At 60.5% G+C, this 19,137-nt stretch carries 18 protein-coding genes; 8 read left to right on the forward strand and 10 right to left on the reverse strand.

What is annotated here, in order from left to right; all coding sequences use genetic code 11:
- Nucleotides 1–8 precede the first annotated feature (8 nt).
- Nucleotides 9–509 (reverse strand): DUF6446 family protein, encoded by a 501-nt coding sequence (locus MK745_RS18545; RefSeq protein ID WP_243614694.1) that lies wholly within the window; start codon nucleotides 507–509, stop codon nucleotides 9–11.
- Nucleotides 506–1,435, reverse strand: a complete 930-nt coding sequence (locus tag MK745_RS18550; RefSeq protein ID WP_243614695.1) for a glycine--tRNA ligase subunit alpha — start codon at nucleotides 1,433–1,435, stop codon at nucleotides 506–508. Before MK745_RS18550 ends, MK745_RS18545 begins: the two co-directional genes overlap by 4 nt.
- Before the next feature lie 154 nt (nucleotides 1,436–1,589).
- On the opposite strand from MK745_RS18550, the gene MK745_RS18555 reads away from it, so the two are divergent.
- Entirely contained in the window at nucleotides 1,590–3,347 is a 1,758-nt protein-coding gene (locus tag MK745_RS18555) for a serine protease (RefSeq protein ID WP_243614696.1), read from the forward strand.
- Between the two features lie 74 nt (nucleotides 3,348–3,421).
- On the opposite strand, the gene MK745_RS18560 is transcribed toward MK745_RS18555, so the two are convergent.
- From MK745_RS18560 to MK745_RS18570, 3 genes are read right to left on the reverse strand one after another with little or no spacing between them, the layout of a single operon-like run.
- On the reverse strand, nucleotides 3,422–4,999 hold the full coding sequence (locus MK745_RS18560; RefSeq protein ID WP_243614697.1) for a thiamine pyrophosphate-binding protein: 1,578 nt from the start codon (nucleotides 4,997–4,999) through the stop codon (nucleotides 3,422–3,424).
- A gap of 1 nt (nucleotide 5,000) precedes the next feature.
- Entirely contained in the window at nucleotides 5,001–6,449 is a 1,449-nt protein-coding gene (locus MK745_RS18565) for a TrkH family potassium uptake protein (RefSeq protein ID WP_243614698.1), read from the reverse strand.
- Between the two features lie 51 nt (nucleotides 6,450–6,500).
- Entirely contained in the window at nucleotides 6,501–6,731 is a 231-nt protein-coding gene (locus MK745_RS18570; protein WP_243614699.1) for a hypothetical protein, read from the reverse strand.
- A gap of 282 nt (nucleotides 6,732–7,013) precedes the next feature.
- Between MK745_RS18570 and MK745_RS18575 the strand changes: the two genes are divergently transcribed.
- Complete coding sequence (locus tag MK745_RS18575; protein ID WP_243614700.1) at nucleotides 7,014–7,778, forward strand: DUF1963 domain-containing protein; 765 nt, start codon at nucleotides 7,014–7,016, stop codon at nucleotides 7,776–7,778.
- A 46-nt stretch (nucleotides 7,779–7,824) separates the two neighbouring features.
- On the opposite strand, the gene MK745_RS18580 is transcribed toward MK745_RS18575, so the two are convergent.
- On the reverse strand, nucleotides 7,825–9,513 hold the full coding sequence (locus MK745_RS18580) for an NAD(P)H-dependent oxidoreductase subunit E (RefSeq protein ID WP_243614701.1): 1,689 nt from the start codon (nucleotides 9,511–9,513) through the stop codon (nucleotides 7,825–7,827).
- Between the two features lie 185 nt (nucleotides 9,514–9,698).
- Here MK745_RS18580 and MK745_RS18585 point away from each other — a divergent pair, with 185 nt between their 5' ends.
- Both MK745_RS18585 and MK745_RS18590 read left to right on the forward strand, forming a co-directional pair.
- Nucleotides 9,699–10,733, forward strand: a complete 1,035-nt coding sequence (locus MK745_RS18585; RefSeq protein ID WP_243614702.1) for an alkane 1-monooxygenase — start codon at nucleotides 9,699–9,701, stop codon at nucleotides 10,731–10,733.
- A gap of 38 nt (nucleotides 10,734–10,771) precedes the next feature.
- The gene (locus MK745_RS18590; RefSeq protein ID WP_243614703.1) at nucleotides 10,772–11,161 is read left to right on the forward strand and encodes a hypothetical protein; all 390 of its coding nucleotides are present in this window, start codon (nucleotides 10,772–10,774) and stop codon (nucleotides 11,159–11,161) included.
- A 97-nt stretch (nucleotides 11,162–11,258) separates the two neighbouring features.
- Here MK745_RS18590 and xseA read toward each other — a convergent pair whose 3' ends face one another.
- Nucleotides 11,259–12,734, reverse strand: coding sequence for an exodeoxyribonuclease VII large subunit (xseA, locus tag MK745_RS18595; protein ID WP_243614704.1), 1,476 nt, complete (start codon nucleotides 12,732–12,734; stop codon nucleotides 11,259–11,261).
- 73 nt (nucleotides 12,735–12,807) lie between these two features.
- On the opposite strand from xseA, the gene purD reads away from it, so the two are divergent.
- From purD to MK745_RS18610, 3 genes are all read left to right on the forward strand, one after another.
- A complete protein-coding gene (gene purD / locus MK745_RS18600) occupies nucleotides 12,808–14,070 on the forward strand; it encodes a phosphoribosylamine--glycine ligase (RefSeq protein ID WP_243614705.1) in 1,263 nt (420 codons plus the stop codon).
- Nucleotides 14,071–14,151: 81 nt separating this feature from the next.
- Nucleotides 14,152–15,033, forward strand: a complete 882-nt coding sequence (locus MK745_RS18605) for a bestrophin family protein (RefSeq protein WP_243614706.1) — start codon at nucleotides 14,152–14,154, stop codon at nucleotides 15,031–15,033.
- An 81-nt stretch (nucleotides 15,034–15,114) separates the two neighbouring features.
- The gene (locus MK745_RS18610; RefSeq protein ID WP_243614716.1) at nucleotides 15,115–15,723 is read left to right on the forward strand and encodes a LuxR C-terminal-related transcriptional regulator; all 609 of its coding nucleotides are present in this window, start codon (nucleotides 15,115–15,117) and stop codon (nucleotides 15,721–15,723) included.
- Here MK745_RS18610 and MK745_RS18615 read toward each other — a convergent pair.
- Together MK745_RS18615 and MK745_RS18620 are read right to left on the reverse strand one after the other, a co-directional pair.
- Nucleotides 15,720–16,460 carry an FG-GAP repeat domain-containing protein gene (locus MK745_RS18615; protein ID WP_347813662.1) on the reverse strand — a complete coding sequence of 247 codons (741 nt, stop codon included), beginning with the start codon at nucleotides 16,458–16,460 and terminating at the stop codon, nucleotides 15,720–15,722. The two genes, MK745_RS18610 and MK745_RS18615, sit on opposite strands and share 4 nt — an antisense overlap.
- A complete protein-coding gene (locus MK745_RS18620) occupies nucleotides 16,460–16,783 on the reverse strand; it encodes a 2Fe-2S iron-sulfur cluster-binding protein (protein ID WP_243614707.1) in 324 nt (107 codons plus the stop codon). Before MK745_RS18620 ends, MK745_RS18615 begins: the two co-directional genes overlap by 1 nt.
- Before the next feature lie 254 nt (nucleotides 16,784–17,037).
- Between MK745_RS18620 and MK745_RS18625 the strand changes: the two genes are divergently transcribed.
- Nucleotides 17,038–17,583 carry a peptidoglycan-binding domain-containing protein gene (locus tag MK745_RS18625; RefSeq protein ID WP_243614708.1) on the forward strand — a complete coding sequence of 182 codons (546 nt, stop codon included), beginning with the start codon at nucleotides 17,038–17,040 and terminating at the stop codon, nucleotides 17,581–17,583.
- Between the two features lie 49 nt (nucleotides 17,584–17,632).
- On the opposite strand, the gene MK745_RS18630 is transcribed toward MK745_RS18625, so the two are convergent.
- Nucleotides 17,633–19,042: a Do family serine endopeptidase gene (locus MK745_RS18630; RefSeq protein WP_243614718.1), complete on the reverse strand. Its 1,410-nt coding sequence runs from the start codon at nucleotides 19,040–19,042 to the stop codon at nucleotides 17,633–17,635.
- Between the last annotated feature and the right edge of the window lie 95 nt (nucleotides 19,043–19,137).

Raw genomic sequence — 19,137 nt, forward strand, 5'->3', positions numbered from 1 at the left:
GGGCTGACCTATGCCGGGGCGGGCTGGCCGTCAAAGACAACTTCGCCGCAATGGTTGATCTGTTGCCAGGCAAATCCGCGCCCGTCCGGCAACACCGCGATCACACGGTCGATCCCGTATTCGATATTCTCTTCGCCCAGAAAGGCGATGGCATCGCCGCTCTCAAGCGCGCGACCGATCTCCTTGGCGTCGAAACATTTGAACCAGCCCGGCGCGACAAGCGGCTCGGCCCCATCATAGGGCTCATAGGTCTCGCTCATCATGGCAAGCGACTGCTGCGTGGTGAAACAGGCGCGATAGCGGATCGGGCTCGAGTCGGCGTTGATGGCTTCGAAATCCTCGTAGAGGATCGGCTCCGGCGCGCCAGTGACCATAAGCGTAAGCTGCACGTCATCTGTGCCCGTCGCTTTGACCGGCTCATAGAAGTGATAGACCTGAAGGTAATAGATCGCCGCCCCGGCGATGAGAGAGATCACGACAATCAGCCCCGCGATGATTTTTCCGCTCACGCCACATATCCCCCGGCTTCGGTCTGCACGAAGGCATCGGCGCACTGCTTGGCCAGCGCGCGCACCCGCCCGATATAGGCCTGCCGCTCGGTGACAGAAATCACACCGCGCGCATCGAGCAGGTTAAACAGGTGGCTTGCCTTGATGCACTGGTCATATGCCGGGTGTGCCATGACGATTCGCTTGCCGGTCTTGGGGTCGACATGATCCTCGGCGAGGATCTTCTCGCATTCTGCCTCGGCCTCTTCGAACTGTTTGAGGAGCACATCTGTATTGGCCACGTCGAAATTCCAACGGCTGTATTCCTGCTCGGTCTGACGGAACACATCGCCATATTTGAGCGCGATAGGCGCATCCGGGTCGTTGAACGGCATGTCCATCACGTGATCGATGCCAAGCACATACATCGCCAGACGCTCAAGACCATAGGTCAGCTCGCCCGAGACCGGGTGACAATCATGGCCGCCGACCTGCTGGAAATAGGTGAACTGCGAGACTTCCATCCCGTCGCACCACACTTCCCAGCCCAAGCCCCACGCGCCAAGCGTCGGGCTTTCCCAGTCATCCTCGACAAAGCGGATATCATGCAGGTCCATGTCGATCCCGATCGCCTCAAGACTGCCGAGATAAAGCGCCTGAAGGTCCGGCGGGCTCGGTTTGATGAGCACCTGATACTGATAGTAATGCTGCAACCGGTTCGGGTTCTCGCCATAACGCCCATCGGTCGGGCGGCGCGAGGGCTGCACATAGGCCGCCGCCCACGGGTTTGACCCAAGCGACCGCAGAGTGGTCGCGGGGTGAAACGTCCCTGCACCCACTTCCATGTCATAAGGCTGCATCACCGCACAGCCTTTCGCGGCCCAATAGGCCTGTAGCCGCAAGATGATCTCCTGAAAGCTGCGCGGTTTGTCCTGCGATGTCGCCATGGCCCTGCCCTTTGGAAATTGCGGGTTTTACCTATGCCGACGCGGGAGCGGGGTCAATCACACCAAACCCTAAAATAAGGATGCAAGAATGGCTTCATCTGTTAAACATGGCTATTAACCACGTGAATCAAGACCTTCAGGGACGTCCAACCACATGATCCGTACTTTTCTATCGGTTTTTCTTTTTCTCTTCATCACGGTTCAATCCGTCCTCGCACAAACAAACAACACAGACTCGTGGCTTCAGATCGAAGCCCACCCGAGTCTGACCGTGGCGACCCAGCGCGCCCAGTCCTACGCTGAATCAACGCCAGATGTGAGCAGCTTCGCCCTCGGGAACGGGTGGTATGCCGTTGCCATCGGCCCCTTCGATGCCACCGCAGCACAACAGCAACTGCGCCAATTGCGCGCGCAAGGCCTGATCCCGCGCGATGCCTACATCGTGACCCGTGACGCCTTTGGGCAGCGCATCTGGCCGACAAGCGCCACGCCGCAACCCGCACTGCCGGCCGAAGATGCCGCCGATACCGTGGCCTCTGACACCACGCCGGCCCCGACGCCCGAACCCGCACCGGAACCCGAGGTTATCGACGAGACCCCGCGCGAAGCCCGCGCAAGCGAAGCCCGCCTCAACGCAGATGAACGCAAACAACTGCAAAGCTATCTGCAATGGGCCGGCTACTATAACGCCGCCATCGACGGCGCTTTTGGCCGCGGCACCCGTAGCTCCATGGCCGCATGGCAGCGCGACAATGGGTATGACGCGACCGGCGTTCTAACCACAATGCAACGCGAAGCTCTGCGCCAGCAGTATTACGCCGTGCTTGAAGGCATGGGCCTGCGCGGTATCGCCGACACAACCGCCGGGATCGAGATGATCCTGCCTTTGGGTGTCGTCGCACGGGCCAAGGAAGAATACCCCTTCGTCCATTATGACGCGACTGGCGATATCCCGGCCAAGGTGTTGCTGATCTCTCAGGAAGGCGATCAGAATACGCTCTTCGGTCTCTATGACATCATGCAGACCCTCGAAATCGTGCCCCGCACCGGGGACCGTTCGCGCGGAGACCGCAGCTTCTCGCTGATCGGTCAGAATGCCGAGATCATCTCGCAGACCGAGGCCAGCCTCGAAAATGGCCGCATTAAGGGCTTTACCCTCGTCTGGCCCCGCAACGATGAAGAGCGCCGCACGCGCATCCTCGATGAGATGCGCGCCTCTTTCAAACGTCTCGATGGTGTGCTCGATCCCGCCGCAGGCAGCAACGCAGAACAGAATATCGACCTCGTTGCTGGGCTTGAAATCCGCCGTCCGCGCCTGTCGCGCTCGGGCTTCTATGTCGATGGTGAGGGCACTGTCCTGACCACAACCGAAGCCGTACAGAACTGTGGTAGCATCACGCTCGATACCGACTATGAAGCAACGCTTGTCGCGACGGACGACGCCAGCGGCATCGCCATCCTGCGCCCGACAAGCGCTCTTGCACCGCGCGGCTATGCGACCCTTCTTGAAGGCGATGCCCGTCTCCAGACCGAGGTCGCCGTGTCCGGCTATTCCTACGAAGGCCTGCTTGGCGCACCGACCATGACGTTTGGCACACTGGCCGACATCAAGGGGCTTTCCGGCGAGCCGGAAATCAAGCGTCTCGCGCTCGATCCCCTGCCCGGCGACGCAGGCGGCCCGGTCTTTGCCGCCGACGGTTCTGTCCTCGGCATGCTGCTGCCCGCTTCGGCAAGCGGGGCGCGCCAACTGCCCGGCGATGTGAGCTTTGCCATCTCCTCCGCCGCGCTCAAATCCGCGCTGGATACCGCCGAGATCACCACAACCCCCGCCCCTCTCGGCGCCGCGATGACGCCCGAGGAAATGACCCGCAAGGCCAGCGGCATGACAGTGCTGGTGGGCTGCTGGGACTAAGGCACAGCTTTTGTCGAAACAAGAAAGGCCGGGGCACAGACCCCGGCCTTTTTCTTTCTCCAATGCGTCGGCGTCTAGGTCGCCAAATCCGCCGTCATATGGATGAGCGTCGGACGATCTGCCTTGAGCGCCGCTTTGACCGCCTCCTGCAAGGCTCCAAGCGTCTTCGGCGCCGCGCTCAACGCGCCATAGGCTTCGGCCAAGCGACAGAAATCCGGGTTCTGCGCGACCACGGCCTTGGGCGCGATCTGGCTCGCGACCATGGCGTCCTCGATTTCCTTCAATTTGCCATTGTCCCAAAGCAGGATCGGCAGCGGCAGACCAAGCTCAACCGCCGTGCCAAGCTCTTGCACCGTGTATTGAAACCCGTAGTCCCCCGCGATCGCGACGGTCGGCAAGCCTTGCCGCGCCACTGCCCCACCAATGGCTGCCGGTAGCGCATAGCCAAGCGTGCCGAAACCGCTCGGATGGTGCCAATGTCCCGGCCGCGCCATATCCCAGAACTCTTTGGAGGAATAAGCGAATTGCGTCATGTCGGAATAGATCATCGTGTCTTCCGGAAGCACCTCCCGAAGCGCCTCTGCCACCGGCACGATACCGGGGCGTTCCGCATCAACCTCCCCCCGCCAGCGCAGCTTTTGGGCCTGCACCGCCGCATCGTCCCAATCGCTCACGCCATGATGATCCACAAGCGCCGCCTTCAACGCGGTGAAGAACGCCGCCGCATCCATGTCGAGCGCAAGGTCGTTCTCCGCCCCGGCAAGCACCTCAGGATCGATATCGACCCGCAACATCGGGCACTCATGCCCAAGCGCATCGCGCCAGAGGTCGACCTCCGAGAGCTCGGTCCCCACGGCGACGACGTAATCCGCCTCCGCCGCCACATCCGCGCTTGTCGGGCGGGCAAGGAACGATCCGAAATGGTGTTTCTGATGCGCCGGAATGATCCCACGCCCCGCGTAGGTCGTGAAGGACGCCGCCCCCATCGCCTCGATGACTTCACTGGCAAGCGGTCCGACATGCGCCGCGCCACCGCCCAAAACGAACAGAACCTTCTTCGCGTCCAACAGATCGCCCAGCGCCGGACCGATCTTCGCCTCTTGGACCACCTCGAGCGGCTTGCCCCGCGCGGGGAAACCCTTGGCTTCGGCCCCGGCAAGGGCAATCGGCACCTGAATATGCTTGGGCCGCTTGCGCGCGCTGTTGAATTCGCCAAGCGCCCGGTCAATCAACGTATAGGCGTCCTCTGCGCTCACCGCCTCGTGGCTCCAATCACAGACGGTCGCGGCCGCTGCTTCCTGATCTAGCATCTGGTGCAGCTGCCCGCGCCGTCCCGCCGTCCGATCGAGGCAAGAGGAAATCGCAAGCACCGGCACACTGTCGCTATACGCTTGGCCAAGTGGCGTCATCGCGTTGCATAGGCCCGGTCCGGTGATGATATAGCACACGCCCGGTTTACCGCTGGCCCGCGCATAGCCATCGGCCATGAACCCCGCGCCCTGCTCATGCCGCGCCAGGATATGGGTGATCCCCGCTTCTTCGATGCCGCGGTACATTTCGATATTATGCACCCCCGGAATTCCGAAAATCACATCCACATCCCGCGCCTTGAGCATGTGCGAGATTTGCGCCCCAAGCGGTCGCGTTACCATCTTATCCCCTCCAGAATTGCGGTGTCAGGATTACGAACACGGCCAAGAGTTCTAGCCGCCCGATCAGCATCCCGACAATGAGTATCCATTTGGCCGTATCATTCAACGGGGCGAAGTTACCAGCCGGTCCAATGATATCGCCAAGGCCGGGGCCGATGTTCGCCACCGCCGTCGCCGCCCCCGAAAGCGATGTGGTGAAATCGAGCCCCGTCATACCAAGCGCCACCGCCAATAGGCCGAGCGTCACCGTAAAGAACACAAAGAACGACATGACCGAGCTGAGCGTGTCCTCGGTCACCTTCTTGCCGTCATAGCGCACGGTGAAGATGCCGCGTGGATGGCGGATGCGCTTGATCTGCGCTTGGATCGACGCAAACAAAAGCTGGTAGCGGAAGATCTTGACCGAACACGCCGTCGATCCCGCGCAGCCCCCGATGAGGCCGATGAAGAAGAACATGGTGACGATAAAACTGCCCCATCCCATGTAATCGACGCTGGCATAACCAGTGCCGGAAATGATCGAGGTGATATTGAACAATGCCTCGCGGAACGACTTTTCCCAGTGGTGCGGGAAAATCCACGTCAGGACGACGGTAAAGATCAGCACAAGAACCGCGATCGTCATCAGGAAGGCCCGCACTTGGCTATCGCGGAAAAGCGGCGTGCTATGCCCGTTCACAAGCTGCACGTAGCGCACAAACGGCATCGCAGCGAGGATCATGAAGACCGAGGCGACATATTCCATCCCTCCGGAATATGTCCCGAAAGAGGCATCATGGCTAGAGAACCCACCGGTTGAGATCGTGGTCAGCGAATGGACAAGCGCGTCAAAAGCCGGCATCCCCATTAGAATATAGGACACCATGCACACCACGGTCAGCCCCACGTAGATGACCGAGATCTGCCCCGAGATCGCGGTCGCCCGTGGCAAGATCTTCCCCATGGTCTCAAAGGCTTCCGAGCGAAAAATCTGCATGCCGCCCACGCGCAATTCCGGCAGAAACACCATCGCAACAACAATGATCCCGATCCCGCCAAGCCATTGCAGCATACCTCGCCAGAGGTTAACGCCCCGCGGCAGGTCATCCAGCCCCGAAAAGACTGTCGATCCAGTGGTGGTCAGGCCCGACATGGCCTCGAAAAAAGCATCCACGAACCGTGCTTCCGTCGCCCCGAACATGAACGGCAATGACCCAAAGATCGGCAGTGCGACCCAAACCCCGGTGGTGAGAAGAAAGGTCTGCTGAATCGAAAGCCCCCGCCCCTTGCCCGACTGGCACGACAAGGCCACGAGACCGCCCGTCAGGATGGTCAGAATCGCGCTTTCAAGGAACACCCACCAATGCCCATTGCCTTGCGCAAGATCGGCAAGCATCGGCAGCAACATCGCCAGACCGAGGATGGCCACGAGAAGGCCAATCACATATCCCACAGGGCGCAGGTCAAACATGCCGAAGCGTTGGCCTCTCCTGCACAGACTGTCAAGCGCCCACAATAGCCCTCATGCCGCGCCTAGTAGATCGGCAAAGACGAAAGCGGGAATATCCGCCCGGCTCAGCCCCATCAGCGTCAGTTGCGCATCGCTCAACGCATCAAGCGCATAGGCCTCATGCAATCGCCTTCGTTTCTCAAGCCCAACATTGAACCCCATCCCCTGCTCCACAAGGAAAAGGTCGAGCCGCGCCATAAGGGCGCGACGATGAAAGGTGATATCCGTGTCCGTCCTGTTCATTTGGAAACCTCCGGCCCTTCCGGGCCTCGCGCATCAGGTTTCCTCCCATGCCCCAGTCTCGCACAGAATCGCGCTAAACAGGTTAAGGTTTTCCCGTCCCATGCCCCTCTGTTGCTGCATTGCAGCAGCTACGCAGCCGTATGTCATCTGGCAAGGACGCGCGAGGCTCCTGGCCGCCTCAATAGGCATCAAAGGTCTACTATCGGGACAAAGCCGTCTTTGATTCCAAAGCGTCTCATGGCACGGTGACGCTGAAACCGCGTGGTAAGTTAAAGTGCAAAGATGAACCTCAAGAAGCTATTCAGTCTTGGTCGCAATAGAATTCCAAAAGCGAAATCAGAAACCGACTGGCGATCACTCATCGAGAGGCGCTGCTCTTCCCTCAGTGTGGGAGGTTTTCGCCCAAGTGGCGAATTGACATCTTCCTGTTTTGGGGAAGTTCGCGCATCAAGAAAAGGCGAGATTTGGCCGGAGCTTCATGGTGAGGCTCTTTGGCCTGTCTGCCAACTCAACTTGCTTGATGCGCCTTTCGTGCCGGACAACTTATCCGACATTGCCCTGCTTCAGGTGTTCGTTTCCGAAGACTATTGGTCTTCAGATTTTGCAACCGTAGATTCCAGTGAAGAGGTGCTTAAAAGTCCATTTTTCATAAGGGTCTACGACAGCTTGGCGGAATTACAGCAGGTGAAGGTGCCAAGCCACAAGTCACCATTCAAAGCATTTGAGGCACGTTGGAACGATCAAGTTCAAGTAGATTATCCGACACACGATACAATGCCTATCGACTTTGATCAGCTAGGAATCGGTGACTACTACGACCAGGAGGGAATCGATGGCGTGCTTGCCACTAAACTGGGGGGCTGGCCAAGCTGTATTCAATCGGAACCGTGGTGGGACTACCGGATGGAAGGGCAAGGGTTCGAATATGCGCTTCAATTAGATTCCGAAGAAAAAGCGAATTGTTGGTGGGGGGATGCGGGAACCGTATACATAGCTCGCCACAAGACTAAGAAACACCTTTGGGCCATAGACTTTCAGTGCTACTGAGAATTGGCTAGTGGGCCTCAAACCTGCCTTTCGCTGCAACAGCCCCCTAAACCTCATCCGCAAAATGCTTCATGGTAAGCCGGATCGGGTTCGGCGCCGCCTGCCCAAGGCCACAGATCGACGCATCGACCATCGCCTGACTCAGCTCTTCCAAAAGCCCCTGATCCCAGCGGTCCGCCTGCATGAGCTTCACCGCCTTCTCACAGCCCACCCGGCAAGGCGTACATTGACCACAGCTTTCATCCTCGAAGAAGCGCAGCATGTTGAGCGCCGCCTCCTTCGCGCTGTCCTGCTCCGATAGCACCACGACAGCCGCCGAGCCGATAAAGCTCCCAAGCGGTTGCAGCGTGTCGAAATCAAGCGGCACATCGTTGATCGAGGCAGGCAGAAGTCCCGAGGACGGCCCGCCCGGCTGATAGGCTTTGAACGCATGCCCCTCGGCCATGCCGCCCGCGGCCTCAATGATATCCATGATCGTCGACCCGGCGGGCAGAAGATAAACCCCCGGCTCCGCCACCCGGCCAGAAACGGAATAAGACCGAAGCCCCTTGCGCCCGTTCTTCTCGACTGAATTGAGAACCTCCGGACCCTCGCGGCAAATCTTCGACACCCAATAAAGCGTCTCGACATTGTGGACGAGCGTTGGCTGCCCAAAAATGCCGACCTGTGCCACGAAAGGCGGACGGTGACGCGGCTCGCCGCGCTTGCCCTCGATCGACTCGATCATCGCGCTTTCTTCGCCACAGATATACGCCCCGGCCCCGCGACGCAGGTCGATATAGCCCGGCTCCACGATCCCCGCCGCCTCAAGCGCGGCAATCTCGCGCCGCAGAATCTCAAGAACCGCCGGATACTCGTCGCGCATGTAGATGAACGCGGTTTCCGCTTCCACGGCCCAGGCCGCAATAAGCATCCCCTCAAGGAACACATGCGGCACGCGCTCGAGGTAATAGCGGTCCTTGAACGTCCCCGGCTCGCCTTCGTCGCCATTGACCGCCAAATACCGCGGGCCCTCGTTCATCCGCACGAAGCCCCATTTCTTGCCCGACGGGAACCCGGCCCCGCCAAGCCCGCGCAGTCCCGCCTCAAGAACCGTGTCCTGAACCGCTTCCCAATCGCCGCCCTCGCGCAGCGCGCGCAGCGTCTCATAGCCGCCCGAGCCAACATAGGCGTCGTAGTCTTCATAATCCGGCAGATGCGTATGGGTATCGTCCGCCGCAATCGCCGCTTCAACCTTCTCGACGGTCGCGTGGTCGATATGGTTATGCCCGATCTCAAGAACCGGCGCCGTATCGCACCGCCCCATACAGGGCGCACGCACCACGCGGACCTCGGCCGGGTCCATGCCCTCCTCAAGCGCCGCTTTCAACTGCTGCGCGCCCGCCAACTCACAAGAAAGCGAATCGCAAACCCGGATGGTCAACGCAGGCGGCGGGGTTTCGCCTTCGCGCACGACATCGAAATGCGCATAGAAAGAGGCGACCTCGTAGACTTCGGCTTGCCCGATGCGCAATTCCTCGGCGAGCGCCCGAATATGAGCCGCCGAAAGATGCCCATAGGCGTCCTGAACAAGATGCAGAAACTCGATCAGAAGGTCGCGCCGCCGGGGTTGATCCCCGAGGAGCGCAAGCACCTCTGCATGGGCCTCGTCGTCAAGCTGCCGCCCCTTGGGAACGTGCCGCCCCTTACCCTTGCCAGATTTCCAGATGCCCTTCTTGGACTCGTCGAGTGCCATCCCGGTTCCCCCGCTCCAAATTTCGCCTCACCCTATCGCGCTCCGCCGCTTTCGAGCGACGCCAAAAACGACATGTCCAAAGCCGTATGCGCGCCCGCGTGCAATCTGCGTCCCGCAGGCGCATTGTATCCGGTCAGATTCTATGGGCAAATACCTCCGCGCGACCCATCTAGTTGAGACCGCCCATGCTCTGGTTTTCCATCGCGACTGTCGTCCCCGTCCTGCTCCTCGCCCTTGCCGGGCTCTCGGGCGGGTTCTGGTGCCTGATCGCGCTCATATATCTCACCGCCTTTACCTACCTGATGGACCGCCTTGTGCAGGGGGCCGCCGCCCGGCGTGGCGCGGATGGTGAATTTCCTGTGGGCGAGGAACTGGCGCTTTTCCTTGGTGCGGCGCATCTCGTCCTGATCTGGATCGCGCTCTACGCCATCGGCGGCGACTCAGGACTAGGCCTTTTTGAACGCCTGCTCTGCTTCGTCGCCTTCGGCCTATTCTTCGGACAAGTCAGCAACGCCAACGCGCATGAGTTGATCCACAAACAAGCCCGTGGCCCCCGCTGGCTCGGCATCGCAGTCTATATCTCGCTTCTCTTCGGCCACCACGCCTCGGCGCATCCGCGCGTGCATCACGTCTGGGTCGCAAGCCCGATGGACCCCAACAGCCCCGCACCGGGCCAGAGTTTCTATCGCTTTTGGCCGCGCGCTTGGCTCGGCTCCTTCCGCAAGGGCCTTGCCGCCGAGAACGCGTTGCGCGCCCGCGCCCGCACGCCGCGCCCATTTTGGACCCATCCCTATCTCTCCTATGTCGGCGGCGGCCTCCTGATGGTGCTGCTCTCCGGCGCGTTCTTCGGACTTTCCGGCATCCTCGCCCTGATCCTCCTCACGGGCTACGCGCAAATGCAGCTCCTCGTCTCCGACTACGTGCAGCATTACGGCCTGACCCGCGCGCGTGGTGCCGATGGTCGCCTCGAACCTGTCGGTCCCGAACATAGCTGGAACGCACCGCAGTTCTATTCCTCGGCCCTGATGCTCAACGCCCCGCGTCACTCCGATCACCACATGCACCCTTTGCGCACCTATCCCTCGCTCGAACTTGACCGCGAGACGATGCCGATCCTGCCGCGCTCCCTGCCGATTATGGGCGCACTTGCCCTCTGGCCACGCATGTGGCGGCGAGTCATGGATCCGAAGGTCGCGAAACTCGGGCCACAGGGGCATTGAGACTGGATTGCGCGTGCCGCCTCTGGCAGGCTCCGACTATGATACGCCTGATCCTCGCCCTTCTTCTCGCCGCCCTGCCCGCCTTCGCACAAACGCCGATGTCGGCCTCGGAGTTTGAAGCCCATACCAAGGGCAAGACACTCTACTATGGCGTCGGTGGCGAACGCTATGGCGTCGAGGAATACCTCTCGAACCGCCGCGTGCGCTGGTCCTTCCTCGATGGTGAATGCAAAGAGGGGAATTGGTATCCGAGCGGGGACCAGATCTGTTTCGTCTACGAGGACAACCCGGTGCCACAATGCTGGCTTTTCTATCTGAAGGGTGACAGCCTCGCCGCCCGCTTCGCAAGCGGCGATGATCCGACCGTGCTCTATGAGGTCGAAGGCAACGGCGAAATGCTATGTCTCGGTCCCAAAGTCGGCGTCTGAAAAGGTTAACGGATTTGCGCTGCAGCGAAACCTGCACTGACGCGATACATACACAATACCGACGTTATACCGACGTGGATTTTTCGCGTTAACCTGGTCAGAAAAGACTGCCCTGTTCGGGCGGTTTCGCGGGTTTTTTCGGACTGGATTTGCCGCCCAACGTGACCTTGCCATCGGCGAATTCAATCTCGATTTCCCGCGCTTTCTTGGCCGCTTTCGTATCTGTGACAAGCGCCCCATCGCCCCGCACCACGGCATATCCCCGCTCAAGCGTGGCATGATATCCAAGCGTCTCACGCATCCGCTCAAGCCCGTTCAACCGATCGCCAAGCATGCCGACCCGACGTAGCTGCGCCTCACGCATACGGCGGGCAAGATCTTGAATTTTCTCTCTTTTTCGAACGACTTCCCGCGAGATCGTCACCGGGCTAAGGCGATCCGTGCGTCGCCCGAGCGCCTGGCGCTTGCCTTCGATCATCCCGCGCAGCGTGCTCGCCCGTAGGCTGCCTGTATGTTCCGTGAGGATCACGCGTCGTCGCTGCACCCCGTCGCGCAAGGCGCGCGGCAGGTTCTCGCCCGACCGGTCGAGCCTCTGGCGCGGCGTTTGCAACAAGACATCCACGCTCGGCAAGGCCCGCGACAAATCCTTAAGCCGTTGAGTTCGCGTCGAAACCCCGTCCGACAACGCCCTCTTCAACCGCCCCCCCTGCTCCTCGGTCCAGCCCAGCAATTCAAGCCGCACCGGCACAGCAATCTCCGCCGCAGCGGTCGGTGTCGGCGCGCGCCGGTCCGAGACGAAATCAATCAGCGTGGTATCCGTCTCGTGCCCCACAGCCGAGATCAACGGGATTTTCGACGCCGCCGCCGCGCGCGCCACGATTTCCTCGTTAAACCCCCATAAATCCTCGATACTTCCGCCGCCCCGCGCCACGATGATGAGGTCCGGACGCGGCAGCGCACCGCCCGGCGTGAGCCTGTTGAACCCTTCAATCGCCGCTGCCACTTGCGGCGCGCATTGCTCGCCCTGAACCGCCACCGGCCAGATCAGGACTTTCCTCGGAAACCGCTCACGTAGGCGATGCAGGATATCGCGGATCACCGCCCCCGAGGGCGAGGTCACAACCCCAATGACATCCGGCAGATACGGCAGCGATTTCTTGCGCTCCGGCGCAAACAACCCTTCCGCCGCAAGCTGCTTCTTGCGCTTCTCGAGCATCGCCATAAGCGCGCCTTCGCCCGCCACGGCCACGTCATCGACATTGATCTGATACTTCGACTGCGACCCGAACGTCGTAAGCTTGCCTGTGACAATGACCTCCATGCCTTCTTCGGGCATAATCGAAAGCCGCGACACCTGCCCTTTCCAGCTCACCGCGGCGAGCACAGACCGGTCATCCTTCACGTCGAAATAGAGATGCCCCGACCGCGCCAGCATCACGCGCCCAACCTCGCCGCGCACCCGCACCCGGCCAAACGCCCCCTCAATGGTGCGTTTCAGGGCGCCTGAAATCTCGGAAACACTAAATTCCGGGGCATTTTCGCCCTCGTTCGGGGAATCGATGAGATCGGACATCTGGCCTCGCTTGTGGAACGGTCCGACACAGCTTAGAACGCCTGCAAAGCAAGGCCAAGCGGAAGGATTCCCCATGAACATTCTCATTCTCGGCAGCGGTGGTCGCGAACATGCGCTGGCATGGGCCGTGATGCAGAATCCGAAATGCGACAAGCTCATCGTCGCACCCGGCAATGGCGGCATCGCCCTGATCGCGGATTGTGCCAAGATTGATATCGAAGACGGCGCAACAGTCGCGAATTTCGTCTCCGAGAACGCCATCGACTTTGTCATCATCGGCCCCGAAGCGCCTCTCGCTGCTGGCGTCGCGGATCGTCTGCGCGAGGCGGGCATCCTCGTCTTTGGCCCTTCCGAGGCCGCTGCCGAGCTCGAAGCGTCCAAGAGTTTCACCAAGGAAATCTGCGACGCCGCCAAAGCGCCAACCGCAGCGTACGGTCACTTTAACGATCCGCAAGCAGCCAAGGCCTATATTCGCGAACAAGGCGCTCCGATCGTCGTCAAGGCGGACGGTCTCGCCGCCGGCAAGGGCGTGATCGTCGCGATGGACGAACAGACCGCGCTCGACGCCATCGACGACATGTTCGGCGGTGCGTTCGGTGGGGCCGGCGCCGAGGTCGTGATCGAGGAATTCATGGAGGGCGAAGAGGCGTCTTTCTTCATCCTCTGCGACGGCAAGTCGGCGCTGCCAATCGGCACCGCGCAGGATCACAAGCGCGTCGGAGAGGGCGATACCGGCCTCAACACCGGCGGCATGGGGGCCTATTCCCCCGCGCCCGTGCTCTCGGACGAAATCGCGCAAAAGGCGCTCGACGAGATCATCCAGCCGACCATCGACGAAATGGCCCGTCGCGGGACGCCCTATCAGGGCGTTCTCTATGCCGGCCTGATGATCAAGGACGGCCAGCCCCGACTTGTGGAATACAACGTCCGCTTCGGTGATCCCGAATGCCAAGTCTTGATGATGCGCCTCGGTGCGCAGGCATTGGACCTGTTGCAAGCCGCTGCCGAAGAACGCCTTGCCGAGGCGCGCGTCAACTGGGCCGACGATCACGCAATCACTGTTGTCATGGCCGCCAACGGCTACCCGGGATCGTATGAAAAAGGCAGCGTGATCAAGGGCCTCGACACCCTCCCCGAAGATAGCATGAACATGGTCTTCCACGCAGGGACCACCGAAAAGGACGGTGCAATGACCGCCACCGGCGGGCGCGTCCTCAACGTGACTGCGCGCGGCGCCTCGCTTCAGGAAGCCCGCGACCGCGCCTATGCCATGGTCGAAGCCATCGACTGGCCCGGCGGGTTCTACCGCCGTGACATCGGCTGGCGCGCGCTCTGAGGACGCTTGCATCCAACCATCGATTCGTGACTATCTCTCAGGAGGCCCTTCGGGGCCTCTTTTCTATTGCGGAAGACGGACATGATCCTCAGAGACAAACCCGGCGTAGCCCAACTTTTCTTTGCCATGCGCGGCTCGGTTCTTCCCGTGATCCTGCCGCGCATCATCGGCTTTGCCCTCGTGGCCACCCTCGTTGTGTTGGTCGATACCCATATCTACGCGCTGCCCCATACCAACGCCGCGCCCTTTGCGGTTTTCGGTGTCGCCCTGTCGCTGATCCTCGGCTTTCGCAACAACGCCGCCTACGATCGCTGGTGGGAGGCGCGCCGCCTCTGGGGACAACTCATCTCCGACATGCGCAGCCTCGGGAGAGAAGCCGAGCTTTTCCTCCCCGAGAATGTCGATCGGACAAAGCTCCTGCGCCTTGCACTGAGTTTCATTCACCTGCACCGCATCCAGCTTCGTCGCATTGACGATGACACGAAAGAGCACGCCTGGATCGAAGAGGATTTCTCGGACGCGGCACATCCGCCCTGCTCTGCGCTCAACCGAATGAACGAGGTGGTCGTCGCATCCGGAGCGGATGGGTTCGGTCGACGCGCCCTAGCCGAGCGGCTCGGCAATATCGCAGCAGCACAAGCGGGCTGCGAACGCATCGCGACCACGCCGCTGCCATATGTCTATTCGCTACTCGTCTTCCGCACGACCTATCTTTACGTGCTCTTGATCCCTCTCGCCATGCTCGACTCCGCGGGCTGGCTAACACCGCTCTTCGTGGCCATCGTCGCCTATATGTTGCTCGGTCTCGCCGAGGTGACGGAAGAGCTCGCACATCCCTTCGGCGAAACGGTAAACGGCCTGCCGCTCGATGCGCTTTGCCGGACGGTCGAGCGCAGCCTCGCGCCGCATCTCGACCTTGAGACGCCACCCTCGCTCCTGCCCGAGAATTACTATCTGAGCTAGGCATGACGCACGCCAAAGCATTTGCCAGTTTCCGCTACGCGGATTAGGTTCAGCCCAACCACCAAGCAAAGGGTCAGAGCCATCACCGACACGCTGTCCATCGACGACGCCTATCGCAGCCGGGACTTCACGGAACTCGCGTTCCATTTCGTTCCGGTGGGTATTGTCGTGACGGAAAACCGCGTGATCCGTGATTGCAATCAAACCTTTGCCGAGATGTTCGGCTACCCCCGCGAAGAGCTTCAGGATCAGACCTTCGCGATCCTGTACCCTTCGCTCGACGAGTTCGCCACGATCCGCAACCGTGGGGTACAGTCCTTGCGCGAAGGAAATAGCTACTGGGATGAACGGGTCATGATGCGCAATGGCGGCGAGATGTTCTGGTGTCGTGTGCGGGGGCATACCTTTACCCCAGACGATCCTCTGATGCGTGCCGTGTGGAGCTTTGCCGACCTCTCCGACACCCGCCCCTATCATCACCTGACGCGCCGGGAGCGTGAGGTTCTTTCGCTCATGAGCGAAGGGATGACGAGCAAGGAGATTGCGCGCACACTCGAGATGTCGAACCGCACGGTAGAAGTGCACCGTGCCAAACTTCTGAAGAAATTCGGGGCGAGCAATACCGCTGCTCTCTTACAATCCCTCGGAGCGATTGGCGGCGATCATGTGATCAACTCCGCTGCGGGTTAATCGTTACAGTCAAGCGCCGCTTCGAGGCTTCCGCGCCCTTTGAAGGGGCCGATATCCCGCGCGACAAGGTTGGTGCCTTCAAGGCGCGTCGCCATGATCCGGCTCCAATCTCCATTGGCCGTGATGATCTCCGCGCCGTCACCACAGATCCGAATACCACCCGAAATATAGTCCTGCCCGATCCGGTGATTGGTCAACCCCTCGAGGTCTGCCACATGCTCGAGCTTGCCGTTCTCAAAACGCCAAACGCGCAAGGTGCGCGCAAGGTGGGGGCGGTCGACATAGGCCAGCTCGATCCTGCCATCCCCATCAAGATCCGCCGCTCCAAGCGGCGCGAGCCAACGATGAGTGCGCCCGATGAAAGGCGTTGCGGCAATCAACCCTGTCTCGCCATAGATCGCGAGGCGCGCACCCTTGGTGAGGCTCGTTTCAATGGTGATGATTTCGGGCGCGCCGTCGTTGTCAACGTCGGCAAGACGGGGCGCGAGGTCTTCAAAGACACGGGCTTCCGGAAGGACTACACGGAGCTTTCGCCCATCGCGTAGCCGCATCTCAAGCGCACCATACTCGATCGCGTCGCCAAGGATCGCGTGGTCATACCGCCCGGTCGGGTCGGTATAGCGGGCCGAGGCGATCTCGGCCGTCGCTACCGTTCCGAGGCACTGGAGGCCCATCGCAGCGACCACGCAACGGGCAAGCCCGCTCCACGGTCCCTGCCAACGACCGCGAGCCGACATCAGATCTGACGTTCCGGCATCCGCACCACAAGACCATCAAGATCGTCGGTGACCTTGATCTGGCAGGTCAGGCGCGACAGCTCGGGGTTCGGCTCATAGGCGAAATCGAGCATATCTTCTTCCATGTCATCCTTGGCCGGGATCTTCTCGATCCAGGCCGCGTCCACGTAGACGTGACACGTCGAACATGCACAGGCGCCGCCGCAATCTGCTTCGATCCCCGGGATATTGTTGTCCCGCGCGCCTTCCATCACCGTCAGGCCATTGGCGACATCCACGACGTGCTCGGTACCGTTGTGTTCGACATATGTGATCTTTGCCATCTTCACTTTCCTTGCATGCGTTTTGCCCTAGGTAGTGCGCCCGTCCTGAACGTGCCAGTCCCTTTTGCGACATTGAACCGGTTTCCTGGCGACCAATCTTGCGTGTTCCATCTTTGTTTTCACCTACCCGCCCGGTATTGCCAGCGCCAGCTGCCGAAACCCAGAGGTTACACGGCCACAAGCAGACTTTTGAAACCGGTCGAAAGACGTTAGACTTGGGGAAACACCCGGAGAGACCCTCCAGAGGCCCGAGCATGAAATCGCGACCCTTAATTCTTGCTGCCCTTGCTGGGGTGGTGCTTGCCGCCTGCGAAGATGGCGCGGCCCTGACACCTGACCTTGCGGCGCTGCGGGAGCCTGAAATCGTTCAGGCCGATAGCGCCCTTGCCCCGCCAGGCGCAGCACCGGGCACATGTTGGGGCCGCGAGGTCAGCCCCGCAGTCATCGAGACCGTCACCGAACAGATCATGGTCCAGCCGCCTGAAGTGCTCGCAGATGGCACTGTGCTCAGTCCCGCAATCTACCGGAGCGAGACCCATCAAAGGATCGTGCAAGAACGGCGTGAGACGTGGTTCGAGACACCCTGCGATCCGGTCTGGACCGAAGAGTTCACAGCATCGCTGCAACGTGCTTTGAAAGTGCGGGGCCATTATTACGGTGCGATCACCGGACGACGTGATAAGCGCACCCGCGCCGCCATTCGTCGCTATCAGAAAGAACAGGACCTCAATAGTGCGATCCTGTCGATCGAAGCGGCGCGTCAGCTTGGTCTCGTGGCGGTCCGCCGCGACGACGACTGAAAAAGGGCGCCCAAAGGCGCCCTTTCCAAATCATACCGCTCTTTCGCGATCACTCTTCGATATTGAGTGCGACGAAGCGTGGCTCTCCTGCGCGACGCACCAGTAGCAGGAGCGATTTCCGTCCGCCCTCGCGCGCCTCATCGATGCGATCTTCGAGATCGGACACTGAGGTGAGCTTCTGTTGGCTGGCCTCGGTTAGGATATCCCCAGCACGCAACCCTTTCTCATATGCTGTCGATGCTTCGTCGACACCCGTCACCACAAGGCCGGTCGTACCATCCGCAGCACCAAGCTCGGAGCGCATGCTATCGGTCAGCGGCGTGACCGTCAGGCCAAGGATCTCTTTCTCGATTGCTTCCGGTGCATCTTCTGCTTCCGGCGCATCTCCGGTGTTCTCTGCGGTTTCGCGGCGTCCCAGTGTAACCTTAAGGGTCTTCTGGCCACCGTCGCGGAGTACCACAACGCGCACAGCCTTGCCGACATCGGTATTCCCAACCTGACGGACGAGGCCGCGCACATCCTCGACCTTTTTGCCGTCGAAGGACAGGATCACGTCACCCGCAAGCATACCCGCCTCCAAGGCCGGGCCTTCCGGAACATCGGTAACCATAGCGCCTTCTGCGGCATCAAGGCCTTCGATGGCTTCGACCATGTCTTCGCTAACGTTCTGGATCCGCACGCCAAGCCAGCCACGGCGGGTCTCACCGAACTCTTTCAACTGATCGACGACACGGGTCACGACGTTGGACGCCATCGAAAAGCCAATCCCGATCGAGCCACCATTGGGCGAAAGAATCGCAGTGTTCACGCCCACGACATCCCCGTCCATGTTGAAGAGCGGCCCGCCAGAGTTCCCCCGGTTGATCGCAGCATCGGTCTGAATGTAATCATCATAGCTTCCGGACAGGGCGCGGTTCCGAGCTGAAACAATACCTGCCGAAATGGAAAAGCCCTGTCCGAGCGGGTTGCCCATGGCGAGAACCCAGTCCCCGACAAGCGCCGCGTCACTATCGCCGAAATTCACGAACGGAAGCGGCTCATCGCTTTCGACCTTGAGGAGCGCGATATCCGTCTTGGGATCTGTGCCGATGACCGTTGCATCAAGCTCGACGCCCGAGAAGAACTCAACTTTGATCTCGTCTGCCTTGTCGATCACGTGGTTGTTGGTCACGACAAAACCGTCTTCGGAAATCACAAAGCCAGACCCAAGGGCAGAGGTCCGACGTGGCGCGTCGCCTTCTCCGTTGCGATCTTGGAACTCACGGAAGAAATCTTCAAAAGGAGAGCCTTTGGGGACAATCCCCTGAGGTCCGGTACGCCCTGCAACAACTGTCGACGTCGTGATGTTGACGACTGCCGGGCTTACTTTCTTTGCGAGGTCCGAAAAACTATCCGGCCGGGCCTGCGCGGCAATGGATTGCGCGACGAACAAGAGTATCGCCAGTCCCGCTATCCACATGACTCGAACTTGCTTGCCGATTGACGGCGCGATTGCGACTGCCTGACTATTCAATCCAAAATCTCCTGTATTCTGAGCTGTCCTAAGGACAGTAG

Source organism: Shimia aestuarii, assembly GCF_022814865.1.
GTDB lineage: Bacteria > Pseudomonadota > Alphaproteobacteria > Rhodobacterales > Rhodobacteraceae > Shimia > Shimia aestuarii_A.

What these genes read in the sequence shown, in the direction of transcription:
- MK745_RS18550 (WP_243614695.1), bottom strand. Translation starts at nt 1,435, where the DNA reads ATGGCGACATCGCAGGACAAACCGCGCAGCTTTCAGGAGATCATCTTG.
- MK745_RS18555 (WP_243614696.1), top strand. Translation starts at nt 1,590, where the DNA reads ATGATCCGTACTTTTCTATCGGTTTTTCTTTTTCTCTTCATCACGGTT.
- MK745_RS18560 (WP_243614697.1), bottom strand. Translation starts at nt 4,999, where the DNA reads ATGGTAACGCGACCGCTTGGGGCGCAAATCTCGCACATGCTCAAGGCG.
- MK745_RS18565 (WP_243614698.1), bottom strand. Translation starts at nt 6,449, where the DNA reads ATGTTTGACCTGCGCCCTGTGGGATATGTGATTGGCCTTCTCGTGGCC.
- MK745_RS18570 (WP_243614699.1), bottom strand. Translation starts at nt 6,731, where the DNA reads ATGAACAGGACGGACACGGATATCACCTTTCATCGTCGCGCCCTTATG.
- MK745_RS18575 (WP_243614700.1), top strand. Translation starts at nt 7,014, where the DNA reads ATGAACCTCAAGAAGCTATTCAGTCTTGGTCGCAATAGAATTCCAAAA.
- MK745_RS18580 (WP_243614701.1), bottom strand. Translation starts at nt 9,513, where the DNA reads ATGGCACTCGACGAGTCCAAGAAGGGCATCTGGAAATCTGGCAAGGGT.
- MK745_RS18585 (WP_243614702.1), top strand. Translation starts at nt 9,699, where the DNA reads ATGCTCTGGTTTTCCATCGCGACTGTCGTCCCCGTCCTGCTCCTCGCC.
- MK745_RS18590 (WP_243614703.1), top strand. Translation starts at nt 10,772, where the DNA reads ATGATACGCCTGATCCTCGCCCTTCTTCTCGCCGCCCTGCCCGCCTTC.
- xseA (WP_243614704.1), bottom strand. Translation starts at nt 12,734, where the DNA reads ATGTCCGATCTCATCGATTCCCCGAACGAGGGCGAAAATGCCCCGGAA.
- purD (WP_243614705.1), top strand. Translation starts at nt 12,808, where the DNA reads ATGAACATTCTCATTCTCGGCAGCGGTGGTCGCGAACATGCGCTGGCA.
- MK745_RS18605 (WP_243614706.1), top strand. Translation starts at nt 14,152, where the DNA reads ATGATCCTCAGAGACAAACCCGGCGTAGCCCAACTTTTCTTTGCCATG.
- MK745_RS18615 (WP_347813662.1), bottom strand. Translation starts at nt 16,460, where the DNA reads ATGTCGGCTCGCGGTCGTTGGCAGGGACCGTGGAGCGGGCTTGCCCGT.
- MK745_RS18620 (WP_243614707.1), bottom strand. Translation starts at nt 16,783, where the DNA reads ATGGCAAAGATCACATATGTCGAACACAACGGTACCGAGCACGTCGTG.
- MK745_RS18625 (WP_243614708.1), top strand. Translation starts at nt 17,038, where the DNA reads ATGAAATCGCGACCCTTAATTCTTGCTGCCCTTGCTGGGGTGGTGCTT.
- MK745_RS18630 (WP_243614718.1), bottom strand. Translation starts at nt 19,042, where the DNA reads ATGTGGATAGCGGGACTGGCGATACTCTTGTTCGTCGCGCAATCCATT.